Origin of the sequence: Novosphingobium sp. 63-713 (assembly GCF_001898925.1) — a bacterium.
In the GTDB taxonomy this organism is placed as follows: domain Bacteria; phylum Pseudomonadota; class Alphaproteobacteria; order Sphingomonadales; family Sphingomonadaceae; genus Novosphingobium.
The window spans coordinates 1-17,353 of the sequence record NZ_MKVS01000026.1; the positions used below are offsets into that span (position 1 = coordinate 1).

At 63.3% G+C, this 17,353-nt stretch carries 13 protein-coding genes; 3 read left to right on the plus strand and 10 right to left on the minus strand.

Features of this window, described 5'->3' with window-relative positions:
• The 3 genes from BGP00_RS10705 to BGP00_RS10715 all read right to left on the minus strand — a co-directional run.
• Positions 1–294, minus strand: a 294-nt coding sequence (locus BGP00_RS10705) for a hypothetical protein (RefSeq protein ID WP_292925750.1), incomplete at its 3' end; no start/stop codon positions are given.
• 64 nt (positions 295–358) lie between these two features.
• Positions 359–1,273, minus strand: coding sequence for a fumarylacetoacetate hydrolase family protein (locus BGP00_RS10710; protein ID WP_292689247.1), 915 nt, complete (start codon positions 1,271–1,273; stop codon positions 359–361).
• Positions 1,274–1,313: 40 nt separating this feature from the next.
• Positions 1,314–2,327 carry a TauD/TfdA family dioxygenase gene (locus BGP00_RS10715; protein WP_292689248.1) on the minus strand — a complete coding sequence of 338 codons (1,014 nt, stop codon included), beginning with the start codon at positions 2,325–2,327 and terminating at the stop codon, positions 1,314–1,316.
• Between the two features lie 255 nt (positions 2,328–2,582).
• Between BGP00_RS10715 and BGP00_RS10720 the strand changes: the two genes are divergently transcribed.
• Together BGP00_RS10720 and BGP00_RS10725 are read left to right on the plus strand one after the other, a co-directional pair.
• On the plus strand, positions 2,583–3,977 hold the full coding sequence (locus BGP00_RS10720) for an MFS transporter (protein WP_292689250.1): 1,395 nt from the start codon (positions 2,583–2,585) through the stop codon (positions 3,975–3,977).
• Between the two features lie 174 nt (positions 3,978–4,151).
• Positions 4,152–7,085, plus strand: coding sequence for a TonB-dependent receptor (locus BGP00_RS10725; protein WP_292689252.1), 2,934 nt, complete (start codon positions 4,152–4,154; stop codon positions 7,083–7,085).
• Between the two features lie 419 nt (positions 7,086–7,504).
• On the opposite strand, the gene BGP00_RS10730 is transcribed toward BGP00_RS10725, so the two are convergent.
• From BGP00_RS10730 to BGP00_RS10750, 5 genes are all read right to left on the minus strand, one after another.
• Positions 7,505–8,878, minus strand: coding sequence for an MFS transporter (locus tag BGP00_RS10730; protein ID WP_292689254.1), 1,374 nt, complete (start codon positions 8,876–8,878; stop codon positions 7,505–7,507).
• 85 nt (positions 8,879–8,963) lie between these two features.
• Complete coding sequence (locus tag BGP00_RS10735; protein WP_292689255.1) at positions 8,964–9,173, minus strand: hypothetical protein; 210 nt, start codon at positions 9,171–9,173, stop codon at positions 8,964–8,966.
• A 59-nt stretch (positions 9,174–9,232) separates the two neighbouring features.
• Positions 9,233–12,094, minus strand: a complete 2,862-nt coding sequence (locus tag BGP00_RS10740) for a TonB-dependent receptor (protein ID WP_292689257.1) — start codon at positions 12,092–12,094, stop codon at positions 9,233–9,235.
• A gap of 35 nt (positions 12,095–12,129) precedes the next feature.
• Entirely contained in the window at positions 12,130–13,440 is a 1,311-nt protein-coding gene (locus tag BGP00_RS10745; protein WP_292689259.1) for an MFS transporter, read from the minus strand.
• Positions 13,437–14,309, minus strand: a complete 873-nt coding sequence (locus BGP00_RS10750; protein WP_292689260.1) for a substrate-binding domain-containing protein — start codon at positions 14,307–14,309, stop codon at positions 13,437–13,439. The genes BGP00_RS10745 and BGP00_RS10750 overlap by 4 nt, the downstream gene beginning before the upstream one ends.
• 167 nt (positions 14,310–14,476) lie before the next feature.
• Between BGP00_RS10750 and BGP00_RS10755 the strand changes: the two genes are divergently transcribed.
• Entirely contained in the window at positions 14,477–15,691 is a 1,215-nt protein-coding gene (locus BGP00_RS10755) for a cation:dicarboxylase symporter family transporter (RefSeq protein WP_292689262.1), read from the plus strand.
• On the opposite strand, the gene BGP00_RS10760 is transcribed toward BGP00_RS10755, so the two are convergent.
• Positions 15,681–16,598 (minus strand): LysR family transcriptional regulator, encoded by a 918-nt coding sequence (locus BGP00_RS10760; protein ID WP_292689264.1) that lies wholly within the window; start codon positions 16,596–16,598, stop codon positions 15,681–15,683. The genes BGP00_RS10755 and BGP00_RS10760 overlap by 11 nt on opposite strands.
• A gap of 322 nt (positions 16,599–16,920) precedes the next feature.
• Complete coding sequence (locus BGP00_RS10765; protein WP_292689266.1) at positions 16,921–17,274, minus strand: hypothetical protein; 354 nt, start codon at positions 17,272–17,274, stop codon at positions 16,921–16,923.
• Positions 17,275–17,353 lie beyond the last annotated feature (79 nt).

Below are 17,353 nucleotides of genomic sequence, written 5' to 3' on the forward strand. Positions count from 1 at the left end.
TCCATCGCCAGCCTCCACTAAAGCTGGTTCCTCATGAATCACGCATCCGCCGCAAAGGGAATCCCAAAAATCACTTTTCTGCCAAAGTAGTGCTAGGCCGTATACCCATAAACCACGCCTTCGAGGCGCCAAAATGGCGAAGAGATCGGGCGGAAGCGGCCGCAGGGAAGGCTGGTTGCCTTTCCAAGGACGCTTTTGTTCGAGATCGAAGCCATTTTGGCGTCGCTCCGCGATTTGACCCAACCGGCCCATTGCGGCGTCGGCTCGGCTCGAAATATCGACATATTCCCTCACCTCGCCTCCTTGCACTGGGCCGGTTGGCCTCAAACCTCGAAGGCGTAGTTTATGGGTATACGGCCTAATACCCGACCGCTTTGGCGCCCCAACGCCGAAGCGGTTGGCCCGGCCAACGGTCCTCCTCGGCGATGATGGGGTTGGCCATGCGGCCGATGCCGTCAATGCGGCTGATCAGCAAAGAGCCGCCCGCCAGCGGACGCCGCCCGGCGCCAGGCGCGGGGCGGGGCGAGCCGGACAGGATGATGTCCCCCGGCTCCAGCCCGAAAGCATGGCTGGCCTCCGAGACCAGCATGGCGATCGAATGGATCATCAGCGTGGTCGGCCCGGCCAATTCGATGATGCCGTCAATCTCCTGCGTGATGTGGAGCCCGTTGGGATCGGGGATGTGGCCGGCGGGCACGATCCACGGCCCCAGCGGACAAAAGCTGGGAAAGCCCTTGCCGCGCCCCTGCTGGAAAAACAGCGGGCTTTGGCTGCTGTCTCCCAGCATGACTTCGGGCGCGGTGATGTCATTGGCGATGGTATAGCCGAAGACATGGTCCATCGCCTGTTCCGGCGCAACGCGGTGGCCTTTGCGGCCGATCACCACGGCCAGTTCCGTTTCGGCGACCACCACGCCTGCCTCATAGGGCAAGATGACGGGATCGGCCGGGCCGACAAGGCTGGACGTCGGTTTGAAGAACAGGATGGGGTCGATGGGACCACGCGGGGCCTTTCCATCGGCAGAGCGATAGTTGGCGCCCACCCCTATGATCTTGGGCGGGCGCCCCAGCGGCGCCCCCAGCCTTTGCCCGGCCAGCGGCATAGCCGTGGCGGTCTGACAAAAGGCCGGGATTTCGGCGGCAACATCGGCCCAATCGGGCAAAATGGCCTCCACATCCCGTCCTCCGATCAGCGGGGCCAGCGACACTATGCCGGCATCGAGCAACAGGCCCGGCACTTCCTCGCCGGGCGCACCAAATCGAACGATCCGCATCGCATTCACCTTGGTTCTGGTTTGTGGGGGAGGGGAGGCTTTATCCGGCGCCGGATACGGCCACGTCGGCAAAGCCTGCGCGCGTAAAGCGGGCCAGACGTTCGGGCAGCACCATATCGTCGAGATTGAGCCACAGCCGGAGCATCAGCCGCCACAGTGATGGATCATCGTAATCCTCATAGGCGGTGCGCGCATGCATCACCGCGTAATTGTTGACGAATTGCATGTCGCCGGTTTCCAGCTCCATATCGACGCGGTATTCCGGCTTTTCCAGCAAGGTTTGCAACAGGTCGATGGCTTCGGCCTCCAGCGCGGTGGATGTTTCGCCGCGCTTGTGCATCGCCGCCTCGATCCCGCGCCGCCCGAAGAAGACGCAAAGCTTGCCATCGGCCACGCCAAAATTGGGCACGCGATAGCTGGTCGTCGCATTGGGATCATCGCCTTCGCCGCGATAGTCGAGGTGAAAGCCGCGGTAAAACACCGGCAGCAGGTCGGGGCGCGTCGCCAACAGCTCGTTATAGACCGCCGGGATGTTGACGATGGAACTGGCGCCGCCCGACTTTGCCTTGCGCACGCAGAGCAGGCCGACGACATCGGCCAGGTCATTGTGCGGTTCCTGATGGCGCCGGTCCTGATAACCGCGCACGCGCCCGGTCGACGCGTCAAGGCCATGAAAAGTGACATGCGAAAGCAGGGCGCCCGCCGCGTTCTGCCCGATGCCCGTGCCCAGATAAAGGCCAAGGCCCCAATAGATGATTTCCAGCTCGGCCACGCTGAAACGCTCGACCGGCAGCTTGCGGACCAGCGCAAAGCGGATGCCTTCGATCAGTTCCTTGCGGATCGCGGCCAGCTTGACGCTGAAAAGGGGGAGGGCGAACTGTTCACGGCTGAATTGGCCCACGCCAAGGCCTAGTTTTTGAACGGCGCGCAAGGCTTGCTCGATTTCGTCAGCCTCTTCGGGTGTAATCCTCCAGATCCACCCGTCTCCCTTGAAGTCCCCGGGCCCCCACAATGCACGCCCGGTGATCGGAGTGCACAGCATTTCGTCGGCCATCTGGCTTGCTCCCATAATTCCTGATGGCATCCGACTGCCATCATGGGCACGGGGCTGGGAAATACCGGATGACGAAGGGGCTATCGCACGCGGCGATGTGGCGAGGGGCTGTGGCGGACACCAGGGCCATCGCCACAGCTTATACAGCTATCGCATTTTGGCATTTTGTCGATCCTTCCGAAAATGCGAGGTCGGTAGCGACGCAAATGGCGCACCACGGCGGCAAACCGCCCGGGTCTGGGGAGAGAAGCTGGAATGAACGTGACATCGGTTCGCGAAACGGGCGGCGATGACCACCGGCAAGGCACTGCAGCGCCGTATGGCGCGCATCCCGTGGCGCCTGCCTCTCCTCCGCTGGTCAAGGTTGTTACCGGCGCCTCTATCGGCACGGTGATCGAATATTACGATTTCGGCATCTATTCCTCGATGGCGGTACAGATCGGCGTGCATTTCTTTCCGCCGCAGGATGCCAAAACAGGCGTCATTCTGGCGGTGGGGTCCACGGGGCTGGCCTTTCTGGTGCGCCCGCTGGGCGGTATGCTGTTTGGCATCCTGTCCGACACGGTGGGGCGCAAGTTCACCTTCATGGTGACGCTGATCCTGATGAGCCTTGCCACCATCCTCATGGGCGTCGTGCCGCCTTATGCGGCGATTGGCATGGCCGCGCCGCTGATCATTCTGGGCCTGCGCATCGTTCAGGGCCTGGCTGTCGGCGGTGAATATGCCGCGGCCTCAACCTATGTGGTGGAACATGCGCCGGACGCTCGGCGCGGCTTCTACACCGGCTGGCTGGGGGCCATGACCAGTGTTTCGCTGCTGCTCTCGCTGGTCGCGGTCAGCATCACTTCGCGGGTTTTCGGCCCGGCGGCTTTCAATGACTATGCTTGGCGCATTCCCTTCCTATTTGCGGCGGTAATGCTGGTTTTCGCCCTGTTCGTGCGGTCCCAGCTTAAAGAATCGCCGATCTTCCTTCACCTCAAGGCGAAGATGGGCGTGGCCAAGTCGCCCCTGCGCGACGTGCTGACCAACCGGCAGGCCTTGGGCGATTGCATGGCGGTGGCCTTTGGCATCTGTACGCCGCAGATCACCGCCGGGCTGACCGGGTCGATGTTCACGCTCTATTCGCTCCAGACGCTGGCCCATGTGGATACCGGTTATGCCACTCTGGTGGTTGCCTTCGGCAGCCTGTTCGGCTCGTTGGCCACGGTCTGTTTCGGGGCTCTGTCGGATCGGCTGGGCCGCCGCCGGGTTCAGATCTGCGGCATGCTGGCGGGCGTGGTCCTGTTTTATCCGATCTATGCCATGCTGGTTGATGCCGCGCGCGGCGGCCGGATGGATCTGTGGTTCTGGGCCTGTGCGATGCAGTTGCCCGGCGCGATGATCGTGGGCCCCGGCTTTGCCGCCATGACCGAGGCCTTTCCCGCCCGGCGCCGCGCGACATCGGTGGCGCTGGCCTTTTCCGTCGGCGGGGTGATTGGCGGCTTTTCGCCCGGCGCCGCCCTGTTGCTATCCAGCCTGACGCCCAGCGGCATGGGCGGCATCCTGTGGCCCATCGCGGTGTTGGCCTTGGGCGGCGCGATTTACTGGCGCTGGATCCCCGATCGCAGCGGCCAGCGCATGTGGGACGACGTACTCGAAGGAAACAAGTGAGATGGAGCGCATTGGAATTGCCGATGCCGGTGCCCATGCATCGGCTGCTTGCCCGGCAGATGGGGGCAAGCCGGGGGATTTACGCCGTTTGAGTTGAGTAACCCGCGGCCACGGATCGGCCGCCCGATAATGCCAGACATAAGAAAACTGGCGGATTTGCAGGGGAGAAAATCGATGACACGAGACACCACGCTTCGCGGGGCTCGCCGCCTTGCGCTTTCCACATCGCTGCTGGCACTGGCCCTTGCCGCCGCTCCCGCCATGGCCGCCGACGAAGCGCCCAAGGCGGACGATGATGCGCCTTCCATCATCGTCACGGGCAGCCGTGTCTCGCGTCAGGGTTTTGTCTCGCCGACGCCGGTCACGGTTGTGGGCGGCGAACAGGTTGAGCATCAGGCCGCAGTGCGCATCACCGATGTTCTCAACACTTTGCCAGCGCTGCGCCAGACCACTTCACCCTCAACCGTTTCGCAGCAGCAGGGCGGCAATTATGTGCAATTGCGCGGGCTGGGTTCGGTACGCACGCTGGTGCTGGTGGACAATCAGCGTTTCGTTGCCACGACGGTGAACAATCTGGTCGACGTCAACCTGATCCCGACCAGTCTGATCGAGCGCATCGAGGTGGTGACGGGCGGCGCCTCGGCTGCCTGGGGGTCGGATGCGGTTGCGGGCGTTTCCAATTTCATCCTCAAGAAAAACCTGCAGGGCCTGACCGGAACGGCGCAATATGGCCAATCGACCCATGGCGATTCCCGCGAATATGCCTTCTCGCTGGCCGGAGGCCGCGATTTTGCCAATGGCAAAGGCCATGTCCAATTGGCGGGCGAACTCAGCAAATCCTATGACTACCTTTATGGCACCAGCCGCGGTTGGGCATCGCAGGGTTGGGGCTATGTGGTCGGCCCCACTGCCAATCCGGCTGCTGGCGCCGGGCGTTATCTGCGCTCGGGCACGACCTCGCCCATTCTGGCGCCCGGCGGCACGGTCATTTCCGGCGCTGGCGGTCTGCTGCCGGTCGGCAATCCATTACGGGGAATCCAGTTTGGTGCGAATGGCACCATCCTTCCATTTGCCTATGGTACCGACGCGCTGGGCAATCCCATCCAGAACAACGCCAACCTTCAGGTCGGCGGGCAGGGGGTGAACCCCGGTATCACACAGGCCATGAACAGCCCGCTCCAGCGCGGCACGCTCTATGGCACGCTGGATTATGACCTCGGCAGCGACGTGCATTTTTCGGCGCAGGCGTCCTATGGCCGCACCAAGTCGTCCACCAATGCCTTGGACGTGTTTTCGCCCAACGCGGGCCTTGGGATCAACATCCTGACGACCAATCCTTATGTCCCCGCAGCCTTGCTGGCGATTACCCCGGCGGGCACGACGTCTTACAACATCGGCCGTTTCAACAGTGAGTTGGGGCGCACCACGCTGACGGCGGACAACCAGACGTGGCGCATCGTGGGCGGCTTCAACGGCAAATTCGGCACGAGCTGGAAATGGAATGTAGCCGCCGGTTACGGGCGCACCGATAACCATTCGCAAATCGTCAATCACCTGATTTCGGCCAATTGGAAAGCGGCGCAGGATGCCGTGCTTGGCCCGAACAACACCATCATCTGCCGTATCAATTCCACCAACCCCGCCGATGTGGCCATGACCTCGAACCCGTCCTATGCGGGTTTTGGCGCCGGGGCCGGATGCGTTCCGGTGAATGTGTTCGGGACCAATTCGATCTCCAGCGCGGCGGCGGCCTATGTGATGGGCACGCAGACCTTCGACTTCCACACGGGGCAAACCTTTGCCGATGCCTCATTGAGCGGCGAGCCGTTCTCGACCTGGGCAGGGCCGGTGGCCATGTCGAGCGGCATCGAGATCCGCCGCGAATCCCTCGTCGGCAACAGTGACCCGATCTCGAACCAGTCGACCGCAACATTCCCCTCGGGCGGTTTCAATTACGGGAACCCCAAGCCGATCAACGGCCATTATGATGTAAAGGAGGGCTTTGTCGAAGCCGCCGTGCCGTTGCTGCAATCGCATGGCACGGATGCCATCGCGCTGAACGGTGCCGTCCGCCTGACCGATTACAGCACCAGCGGAACCGTCACCACATGGAAGTTGGGCGGCACCGTCAAGCCGATCGAAGGGGTGATGTTCCGCGTGACCCGCTCACGCGATATCCGCGCGCCCAACATCAACGAATTGTTCCTCTCCACCCAGACCTTTGTCGAAGGCGTGACGGACTATGGCAATGGCAATGCTTCGGTGCAGGCTGTGCGGCTGGTGCAGGGCAATGCCGCGCTCAAGCCGGAACGGGCCGATACGTTTACCGCAGGCGTCACGCTTCAGCCGGCGGTCATTCCGGGGCTGCGCATTGCCCTTGATTATTATGACATCAAGGTCGGCGGGGTGATCGGTTCGCTGACCGCACAGCAGATCCTGAACTTCTGCTATGGTCAGGGCGGCTTTAACAAGGACACCAGCTATTGCAATTATGTGAACCGCAATGCGGATGGTTCCTTGAAGAACATCATTGCCACCAATTTCAACCTCCAGAGGCTGAAGACGCGCGGGCTCGATGTGGAGGTCGCTTATAACCGGGCGCTGGGCAGCGGGCGGATCGGATTTCGTTTTCTGGGCAATGCGCTCAATGCCATGATTATCGATCAGGGCACCGGGCTTGCCAGCGCAGTCGTGGATCGTGCGGGCGAAGTTTCCCAGAACGGTTTCAACGGCGTCCCCAATGGCAGCCCCAAGTGGCGCCATACTTTCAACGTCAACTATTCGCGCGGGCCGTTCGATCTGTTTGGGCAATGGCGCTATGTCGGCCCCGGTGTTTATGATGTGACGGCGCAAACGATCACGCCCGGTGTTGCGAATTACATTGAGAACAACAGCATCGCGTCGATTTCCTATTTCGATCTGGCGGTGTCCTATAAAATCATCTCGACGGCCGGAAAAAAGGTGGAACTGTTCCTGCGTGGCGATAATATTTTGGACAAGTCTCCACCGATTGTTGTTCAGGGAGGTATCAATCCCATCGCCAATTCGGGAAGCTTCTATGATCTGGTCGGTGCCCGTGTCACGGGAGGTGTCCGCTTCAGCTACTGATCCCGCCTTGCCTTGGGCATGAGCCGGAAGATGCTCCCGGTCCGCCATCACAGGCGGACCGGGGCTTCGTTTTACTCCATTTTGCCAAACTGCGGCCGGGTGGTGAATTCAAGAAAAGCTTGCGCCAGATGCTTGCCGATGGGGTTGCCGAAATCGCGGCGGGGCGGGCGCATTGTACACTTGCAGGCAACGCCGCGTTTCCCGGATCAGAAATCATGGACCAATGCGCCACCGCGCATCACCGCCTGCGCGCGAATGTCTGCGCCCATATGACGGTCTGTTCCAGCCTGGGGCCGTCAGGATTGCCAGTTGGAAGGTGAATGGACGATGCCTTCCGACAAGGCCAATTCGCCGTGGGAATATTGCTCTTGCGGCGGCAATCCCGCCGCCGTGGACGCCAACCTCGCTGCAATTCATGATCAATACCGGTTCAGAAGCCTGATATTGAACAAAAGCGCCCAAGCTGAAACCACAGCGACGGCGAGGAAGGCGGCGCGATAGCCAATGACGCTTGCACCCGTCACCGCGACCTGCCCAACCACTTCCAGCACCACGCCCGCGATGCAGATCCCCAGCGAAAAGCATAATTGCTGGATCGTGGCATAAAGGCTGGTGGCCGCACTCATCCTCTCGGCAGGAACGTTGAGGAAGGCCGCAGTGTTGTATCCGGTGAACCCCAGCGACGTGAAAAAGCCGGTCGCCGCCAGAACGGCCATCATCCCGCTGCTTGGCCAGGCCTCCTGCCAAAAGGCCAGCGCGCCATAGCCGATGCTGGAGATGATGCCCGCCACACTCAGGCTGGTGCGATAACCGAAATGGCCGATGATGCGCGGTGCCAGCGGCTTCATCACTACGGCTCCCACCGCACCCGCCATGGCGATCACGCCTGCAGCGGCTGCGGAACGGTGGAACCCGGTCTGCAGCATCAAGGCCAGCAGGAAAGGCTGCGCTCCCTGTGCAATACGGATCAGGTTGCCCGCCGCCACCGACAGTCCAAACGAGGGAATGCGCAACAGTGAAAGGTCCAGAAGGGCGCCCGGAACCCGGCGCGCATGGCGGACATAGCTCCATCCCCACATCAGCCCGGCCGCCAGCAGCGCCCAAGCCAACGGCCCGCCCCACGCGCGGCTCACCAGCTCCAGCCCGAACACCCCGCAGCCCAGCGCAGCTCCAGACAGCACGAAGCCCTTGCCATCAAAACGCATGGCGACGCCACTGGGCATAGGCGGCATCAGCCACAGGGCCAGCACCAGCCCCAACACGCCGACCGGCAGGTTGATGTAGAAAATCCAGCGCCAGTCCAGCCAGGTGATGATGAAGCCCCCCAGCGGCGGCCCCAGAATGGGGCCCACCAGCGCGGGCATCACCAGCCATGACAGAGCCGCCATCAGTTCTTCGCGCGGGGTACAGCGGATCAGGATCAGACGCCCCACCGGCATCATCAGCGCACCACCCAACCCCTGCACCATGCGCGCCACGACCAGCGCGCCCAATCCCTGCACCTGCGCGCAGCCAACCGACCCCAGCAGAAACACCACGATGGCCGCGCAATAAATCCGCCGTGCGCCCCAGCGGTCCGCCAGATAGCCGCTGGCCGGTATGAAAATCGCCAAGGCCACCAGATAGGACGTCAGGCCCACGCTGAGCCACGAGGCAGGCACTTTCAAATCGCGCGCCATCGCCGGCATGGCAACGGCCAACACCGTGGCATCCAGTTGCTGCATCAACAGCGCCGAGGCGATCACCAGCGCGATCAGACGAAAGTTGCGCGGCTTGCCCGCCGGCAGGTCCATGCTGCATGTCCTTTCGATCAAGCGGACCGTATGATCGCGTTCGCCTGCAATGCGCAACCCCGCACGTCAACATGAGAGGGCGGTATCAGGCCAAATTCTGCCTGACCCGCTGCTCCAGCCGCTCTGCCACCGAGGCGCGGATAGGATCGCCCGCCCGCAATTTGCGCCATGTGTTGTAGCTGATGCCATAGCGATCCATCAGTTCATCGCGCGACTGGCGGTTCAGATGCTGTGCCATGCGCTCCACCAGGTCCAGTGGCACGACCCGTTGATGCTTGGGCAAAGGCTCATTCATCGCTTGCCTCCCATGTGTATGGCGGGGGCCGGTGAGGGCCGGCCCCCGCCGACGGCTCATCAGAAGCTGACCCGCACACCCATGGTCATATAGCGACCGATGGGGTCATAGGCGCTGCTGGCTGCCGTGGTGAAGGTGGTGACGGGGGGCGGCGAGAGCGGAGGATCGCGATCGAACAGATTGGCGACCGACAGATAGATCTGCTGATTGCCGCCGCCCAGATGGAGATTATAGGTGCCCGTCACATTGGTGTAGAACACGGCGGGCGTGTGGTTGATGTTCACGTCAACTCCTTCAACCCAATCCGCGCGCAGCTTGGCCGCACTGATAAAGCGCTCCTGCACGAAGAGCGAGAGATCGCCCTTGGTCCAGGTGGCCTGCGCCACGCCGCTCCATTTGGGCGTGGTGGTTTCCCCGAGCCCTTCCAGCACCGGCGAACCGGGCGATTGCGAGTTGTTCTGCAGCCCATGGTTGCCCACCAGGCGCAGGTTCAGCTTGCCGCCCGCCAGCGTGGTTTTGTAACCCAGTTCGAAATCGATCCCGGCCACGGTCTGCGCGGCCAGATTGAGGTTGGGGCGCTGGATGCTGAGCGAACCGGAGGGCAGCACGGTGATATTGGCGCATTGCACCTGATTGCCCGCCGCGCATTCATCCACCACGCGCTGTTCGGTCAGGGTGGTGATGGCATCGTCCAGCTTGATCTTGTAATAATCGACCGAAGCCGAGAAGCCGGGCAGCCAGTCGGGCTGGAACACGGCGCCAAAGGTGGTGGTCAGCGCCTTTTCGGGCCGCAGGTTGGGGTTGCCGGTGGCGAAATTGACCTGCGCGGTCTGGACGCCGTTATACACCACATTACCGTTAAGCTGGGTGGCCGGATTGTAGAGTTCGAGCAGATTGGGCGCACGGATATCGCGCGAAACCGTGCCGCGCAAACGCAGCGCCTGATTGATCTGCCAGCTGCCGCCCAGCTTCCATGTCGTCACCCCGCCCGAGGTGCTGTAATCGGCATAGCGCACCGCGCCGTTCAGATCGAGCGAACGGGCAAAGGGCACATCCTTGAGCACCGGCACGGCGACTTCGAGATAGCCTTCGCGGATGTCATACTGGCCGGAAAAGGGCAGGGGGTTGAAGAAGCGATAGGGCCCCTGACGGCCGTTGAGCGCCGAAGGGCCGCCCCGGATGCCGGTGAAATCAATGCGAGTGGGCGACAGCGCGTCGGTGGTCTGGTTGGCGGTTTCCTTGCGGTATTCCACACCGGCGGCCACCGCGATCGGCCCGGCCAACTGGATCTTGTCGCCCAGATCGCCGCGAATGTTGGCCGACACAACCTGCTGGCGCAGGCGCAGGTTGAGCACATTGTCGCCCGTCACATAATCGGTGATGGCCTGATTGGCGGCCTGCGGACCGAACAGGTTGCGCGGCGTACAGCCCGGATCGAGCCCGGCGAGCGTTGAACGGCAGACGATCCGCCCCGACACCGGATCGCGCACCGCATCGGCCGAGGCATAGAGATTGCGCGCGATGGTCAGGTGGTTGGAGCGCAGTTCCTGATCCGTCTGGCCGAAGGTGTAGCTGGCATCATATTTCCATGATCCGCCGAGCGCACCGCGCACGCCCAGCGATCCGTGATAAACGCTGATCTTCGATTCATTTTCCGACAGCGGCAATTCGCCCTCAAACCGGCCCATCTGGAACGACTGGACACCGGCCGTCACCATCCGCGCCAGAACGTCAGGCGGCAGATAGGCATTGTCGCGATAGATCGTATAGGCCGCGCTCGATCCGGTGTTCTGACTGACAAAGGCGCCCTGGGTGGTGTGGCTGTTGGCGTAAAGCCCCTCGGCAAAGATAGTGGTGGCGGGGGAAAGGTCGAATTCGGCACGGGCAAAGGCATTATAGCGGGTTTGCGTGGGCATCAGGCCGATATTCGCCCTCGCGCCATCGCCGCCGCTTTGAAAGGCTGTGCCGGTGTTGGTCCCGTAATTGAAGGGCGCCGAAACGCCGCCGGGCAGGAACTGCGTGCCCTTGAGCGGCCCGGACGAGATCAGCCCGCCATAGGTGCCCGCCGAACTGCGGATCGAGGGGATGACAAGGTTGCGCGGGAAGGCGCCGGTCGCGGGGTTGGCGATGAGGCCCGCATTGTTGTCAAACCATGCCCGCCCGGTGTTCTGATCGGCGCGCAGGCCATCCTGATGGAAATAATCGGCCCCCGCGATGAAGTGGAGGCGGTCATCGGCCGCCGATACGCCATAGGCCACCGATCCGCCCACCGAGGGCAGATCGCCATGGCCCGACACACCGCCCAGCACCTCGGCCTTGAAGCCCTTGAACTTGGTGTCGAGCACAAAGTTGACCACGCCGGCCACCGCGTCCGAGCCATAGGCCGCCGATGCGCCGCCCGTCACCACATCGACCCGGCTGATCAGGCCCTGGGGCAGGATGTTGATATCGACCGAACCGCCGCTGTTGGTGGCGGGCATGCGGCGGCCGTCCAGCAGGACCAGCGTGCGCTGGGCGCCCAGTCCGCGCAGGTTGAGCAGGTTCTGGCCGCTGTTGCCGCCCCGGCTGTTGGTGGTCGAGGGGCTGGATGTCTTGGTGCTGCCGTTGAAGACCGGCAATTGGTTGAGGCCATCGGCCAGATTGGTCGGGGCCGAGGCGCGCAACTGCTCGGTGGTGGTGATGGTGACTGGGGTGGGTGCCTTAAAGCCGGTGGCGACGCGGCTGCCGGTTACGACGATCGCGGCGTCAGCGGGGCTGGCGGGGGCGGTTTCGGCCGCCGGGGGCGTTTCGGCGGGGAGGGTTGCGGCGGGCGCCGGGTCCGCCTGCTGGGCCAGCGCGGGGGCCGCCATCAGCAGGACCATGGCAACCGGCATCAGCGCCGCCCCCTGGATGAATTTGCTTTTCGCGTTGGTGTTGGTCACTTTCATCTCCCTAAACTTATATAATTATTGAAATTTTATGCCTGACGATTGAGCCTGCCACCGATCAGCAAGGCCAGCAGGGAAAGCAGAGCGGCCGCCGCGCACCATGCGCCCGGAATGGCCTTGTCGCCGGTCGCCTCGATCAATGCGGTGCAGATCGCCGGGGTGAAGCCACCGAAGATCGCCGTGGCCATGCTGTAGGCGAGGCTGAAGCCGACCGTGCGGACGTGGGCGGGGATCACCTCGGTGAGATAGACGATGAAGGCCCCGTTGTAGGTGGCATAGACCGCCGCCATCAGCAGTTCGGCGGTCAGCAACCCGCCAAAGCTGGGGCTGGCCACCAGCCAGAGCATAAGGGGATAGGTCATCACAGCCGCCAGCGCGGTGGCCCCGATCAGCAGAGGACGGCGGCCGATCCGGTCCGACAGCGCCCCCATAACCGGCAGCAGCACGAAATTGGTGATGCCCACACAGGCCGTGATGAACAGGCTTTCGCCGGGGCCAAGCTTGAGCACCTTGCTGCCATAGGTGGGGGTGTAGGCGGTGACCATATAGAAGAACACCGTCGTCATCACCGCCATCAACGTGCCCTGCAGGACAAGACCCCAGTTGCTGCCGATCATGCGCATGATCTGGCCGATCTGCGGATGTTCCTTGCGGTTGAGAAAGGCGTCGGTTTCCTCGACATGGCGGCGGATCAGGAACAGGAAGGGGATCATCGCGCAGCCGATCACGAAGGGCACGCGCCAGCCCCAGTCCTGCATGGTTTCGGGCGACAGGTTGGAGGAAACCAGCAGCCCGATGAGCGCGGCAAAGACCACCGCCGCCTGTTGGCTGGCCGATTGCCACGCGGTGAAGAAACCCTTGCGATGGGGTGGGGCGATTTCGTTGAGATAGACCGAAACCCCGCCCACCTCGACCCCGGCCGAGAGACCCTGGACCAGTCGCCCGGCCAGAATGATGAGTGGTGCGGCCAGACCGATCTGGGCATAGGTGGGGGTGACGGCAATGGCCAATGTGCCCACCGCCATCAGGCCAAGCGTCAGCAGCAGCCCCTTGCGGCGGCCATGGCGGTCAACATAGGCCCCCAGCACCAGCGCCCCCACCGGCCGCATCAAAAAGCCCGCGCCAAAGGTCATCAGCGTCAGCAGGAGCGAGGCAAATTCGCTGCCCGTGGGGAAAAATGCCTTGGAAATATAGGTGGCGTAATAGCCGAAAACCATGAAATCGAACATTTCAAGGAAATTGCCGCTGGCCACGATGAAGATCGATTTGAAGGCCGATTTGCCGCGCGCGGCCCCGGCATCTGCAATACGGTCTGCCGAGAGGGTGGATGACGTGTTCATGGCGTTACCTTCTGCGATGCCGGCTCCATGCCGCTGGCGCGGATGGCGGCTTCGGCTTTGGAAGAGGACAGGAAATCGAGCAGGCTGCGGGCAGCCTGTTGCCGGGGCGAACTGGCCACGACGCCACCCGAAAAAGCGGTCACTTTCTGGAGCTCGTCGGGCACAAGGCCGATGATGCGGATGCCTTTGACGGGTTTGAGTTCGGACAATTGCTGAAAACCGATCTGGGCCTCGCCGCGCGCCACGATTTCGCCCACGGGCGTCGCGGGGATCATGCGACCCTTGGGCCGGACAATGTCGGCCACGCCCAGCCTGTCGAGCATGGTGGTCTGGATATAGACGCCGCTGGCACTGTCGGACCATGCCACCGAGGGGGCCGCGATCAGCGTCTGGCGCAGGGCCTGCGGGGTGGAAATGTCTGGCGCGGGGGCGCCTTCCCGCACCGCCACGGCGATTTTGGACAGCGCCAGATCCACCGAGGTGCCCTGTGTAATCCTGCCCTGCGCGGTCAGCGCGTCGAGGGCCGAGCGGGCGAGAATAACGACATCGGCATCCTCGCCGCGGGCCAGCCGGGCCGGGATGGCATTGGCCGTTGCGCCCATCGAGGGGCCATGGCCAATGGCGATCCTTGTGCCGGTTTGGGCCGTGTATTGCGCGGCCAGCACGTCAAAGGCGGCGTTGAACCCGCCCGAGGTCAACACATGCAGTTCGTTTGCGGCGACAGGCACGGCGGATGGCGCGCGCGCGGTCGGATTGTGGCAAGCGGCCAGCAGCGGGGCCAGCACAAGCCCCAGCACGACGCCCCGGCGAAGCCGCGAGGCAGGTTCGCCCGCGCCGGTCCGCGCATCGCTATTCATCAGCCGGTGCATGACAGCCTCGCTCCCTTGGATCGCCTCTTTGGGCGTTTTTGCCTATGGCCGGACGCAAGATGGCGCCCGCCTGTGTTTGACTATAGAAGCAACCGGACATATATTTATCAAATGCAATTATTGGCGCACGTAATGTGTTAGGCGCATAAATAGCCGGGGGATGAAGAGTGCTGCGTCATCTTTATGTGCAGGTTGTGCTGGGGGCGCTGGCCGGTATCGTCGTGGGCTATTTCTGGCCGCGGCTGGGCGTGCAGCTGGGGCCGCTGGGCATTGCTTTTGTCAAGACGATGCGGATGATGGTGCCCCCGATCCTGTTCTGCACCATCGTGGATGGCATCGTGCTGCATGGCGGGGCGGTGCGCACGGGCACCACGGTGGCGCGGGCGCTGATCGTGTTTGCTGCGATCACCGTCGGCGCGCTGCTGATGGGCCTGCTGGTGGCCAGCCTGCTGCGTCCGGGCGCCGGTCTTCAGGTTCCCCCGCTGGTGGCCGGCGGCGTCGATCTGCATCACCAACTGGCCGGAGCGCCCATCAATGGGCCGGGCGAATTTCTGCTGCGCATGGTGCCGGAAACCTTCTTTTCCGCTTTTACCGCCGGAGACATCCTGCCCGTGCTCTTCATCGCGGGTCTGGTAGGCTTTGGGCTGATCCATATCGGCGCGGCGGGCGAGCCCATTGTCCGGGGCTTGCGCGTTCTGGCCCAATTGCAGTTTGCCATCGTAGGTTTCCTGCTGCGGGTGGCGCCCATCGGCGCTTTCGGGGCGATCGCCTATACGGTGGGGGCCTATGGCATTGGTTTCATCAGTTCGCTGGGCCTGCTGGTGGCCACTTTGGCGCTGGCCTGCCTTGGGCTGATGGCGGCCTTGCTGCTGGTGGTCCATGCGCGCACAGGCCTGCGCCCGTTTGCCCTGCTGCGGCATTTTCGGGATGAAATGCTGATCATCGCGGGCACCTCGTCAAGCGAGGTGGTGCTGCCCCGTCTGATGTCCAAGCTGGAAGGCATGGGCGGCGATCCGGCGGTGGTCGGCCTGGTGATGCCGGTGGGCTATACGCTCAATCTGGCTGGGACAGCGGTCTATCTGATCGTCGCCACGCTGTTTCTGTCCGAGGCGCTGAATATCCCCCTGCCGCCCGAGCGGATCGCGCTCTATCTGCTGGTCATGCTGGTGACATCCAAGGCCGCCGCCGGGGTGATCGGCAGCGGCTTTTCCGCGCTTTTGCTCACGCTTTCGCTGCTGCCCGACGTGCCCGTGGCGGCGGCGGCCATGCTGATTGCGGTGGATCGCATTCTCTCTACCCTGCGCGCCCTGACCAGCGGCGTGGCGAATATCAGCGCTACCTTGCTGGTGGCGCGATGGAACGGCGGGCGCTTTACGCTTTAGCCTTTGTCCAAGCCTCGGACAGCAGGCTGACCAGCCGGGCGCAGGCGGGCGACAATTGCGCGCCGGGCCTTTGCAGCAGCCCGATGCTCCGGAAAATTATAGGGTCCCTGAGCGGGCGCCAGACCAGATTGCCCGCCTCAGGCCCCGCGCAGGCCAGTTGCGGCAGCACCGATGGCCCCAGTCCGGCATCCGCCAGCGCCAGCGCCGATGTCAGGCGCGTGACTTCGTAAAACCAGCTCAGATTGATGCCTTGGGCGGCCAATCCCGCCTCCAGCGTGGTGCGGTTGCCGCTGGCCCGGTGGACCGTCACCAACCGGCGATCCACCAGATCGGCCCAGCCGACCTCGCCTTTGGCCGCAAGCGGATCATCCTTGCGGCACACCAGCCCATAGGGATCGTCATGCAGCGCTGTATAGGCAAGATCGGAATCCGGCCCGACCGGCAAAGACAGGCCGAATTCGGCCTCGCCGGTGCGCACCGCTTCGGCGCATTCCCCGGCGGAAAGGTCGAGGATGCGCACGCGGGTATTGCGATAATCGAGCGAAAAGCGTTGCAGCACTTCGGGCAGGAACTGCACCGTGGCGCTTGGGATACTGGCCAATGTGATGCGGCCCGCCGCGCGTTCGCCCTGCGCCATCAGGCCAACGAGCGAGCCGTCGATTTCCTGCAGCATCCGGCGTATCAGCGGCACCACCTGCGCACCCGCCGCTGTCAACCGCACGGTCCGCGTGGTCCGCTCGACCAGAACCGTGCCGACCGCCTGTTCCAGTTTCTGGATCCGGCGGCTGAGCGCGGGCTGGGACAGGTTCAACTGTTGCGCCGCGCGCATGAAGCTGCGTCCATCCGCTACCGCCACCAGCGCGCGCAGGTCCAGCAATTCGCAGTTCATCGGGATTGGAAAGGTCATACCGGCCTGTCTGATTATGGTGCTGCGCGCATCGAGAAACTGTGAACAGCCTCACAGGGCGGTTCCTCCTTTCTATGGGCCAGTCTTTGGCTCAATTGAAGAGCCCGCGTGTCATGCATGGGGTAGGGGCAGGGGTGGATCCTTGCCCAAGGTTCTAGAAAAGTGGGAGACTTGCGGACGGGTCGACCGGAATCTGCGCGTTTCAATGTCGGCCAGGCCGCCCCCGCTTTCCCCGCAGGGAACCTATGGATGCTGCGTCTTTATGTTTGGGCCTGCCCGCCAGCGCAGGCGCAGCTTGACGGCGAGGGTTGATGAATTCCGGTCATCGGCCGCACAATTTGCGCAGCGACTCCAGATCCTTGGGCCGCAGAGGCGCGCGCCACGGGGCGCAGGGGCGCTGGCCCGCCGGGACATAGGCGGCCATGGGCAGGCCAAAACCCTCGCCGCCCAGACGCTGCGCCAGTTCCTGCGCCTGAGCGTGGGGCATGACGGCCACCTGACCGGCCAGCGCGGGAGGCGGTGGAATCGGCCGGTCCACCCATGCCAGAACCACCTGATCGGGCTTTGCTGCCGCCACCAAAACGGCCAGATCGCGCCATTCGGCCATGCAGGGCGCACACCAGCGCGCACCCAGCAAAATGACCTGTCCGCCGCCCGATGGCGGCTGCGCTTTCACCGGGAGGGCAGTCAGAAAAGCTCCGCATAGGGCGATAGACAGTTTGCGCATCGCTACTTACTATGCCCATGAATGAGTT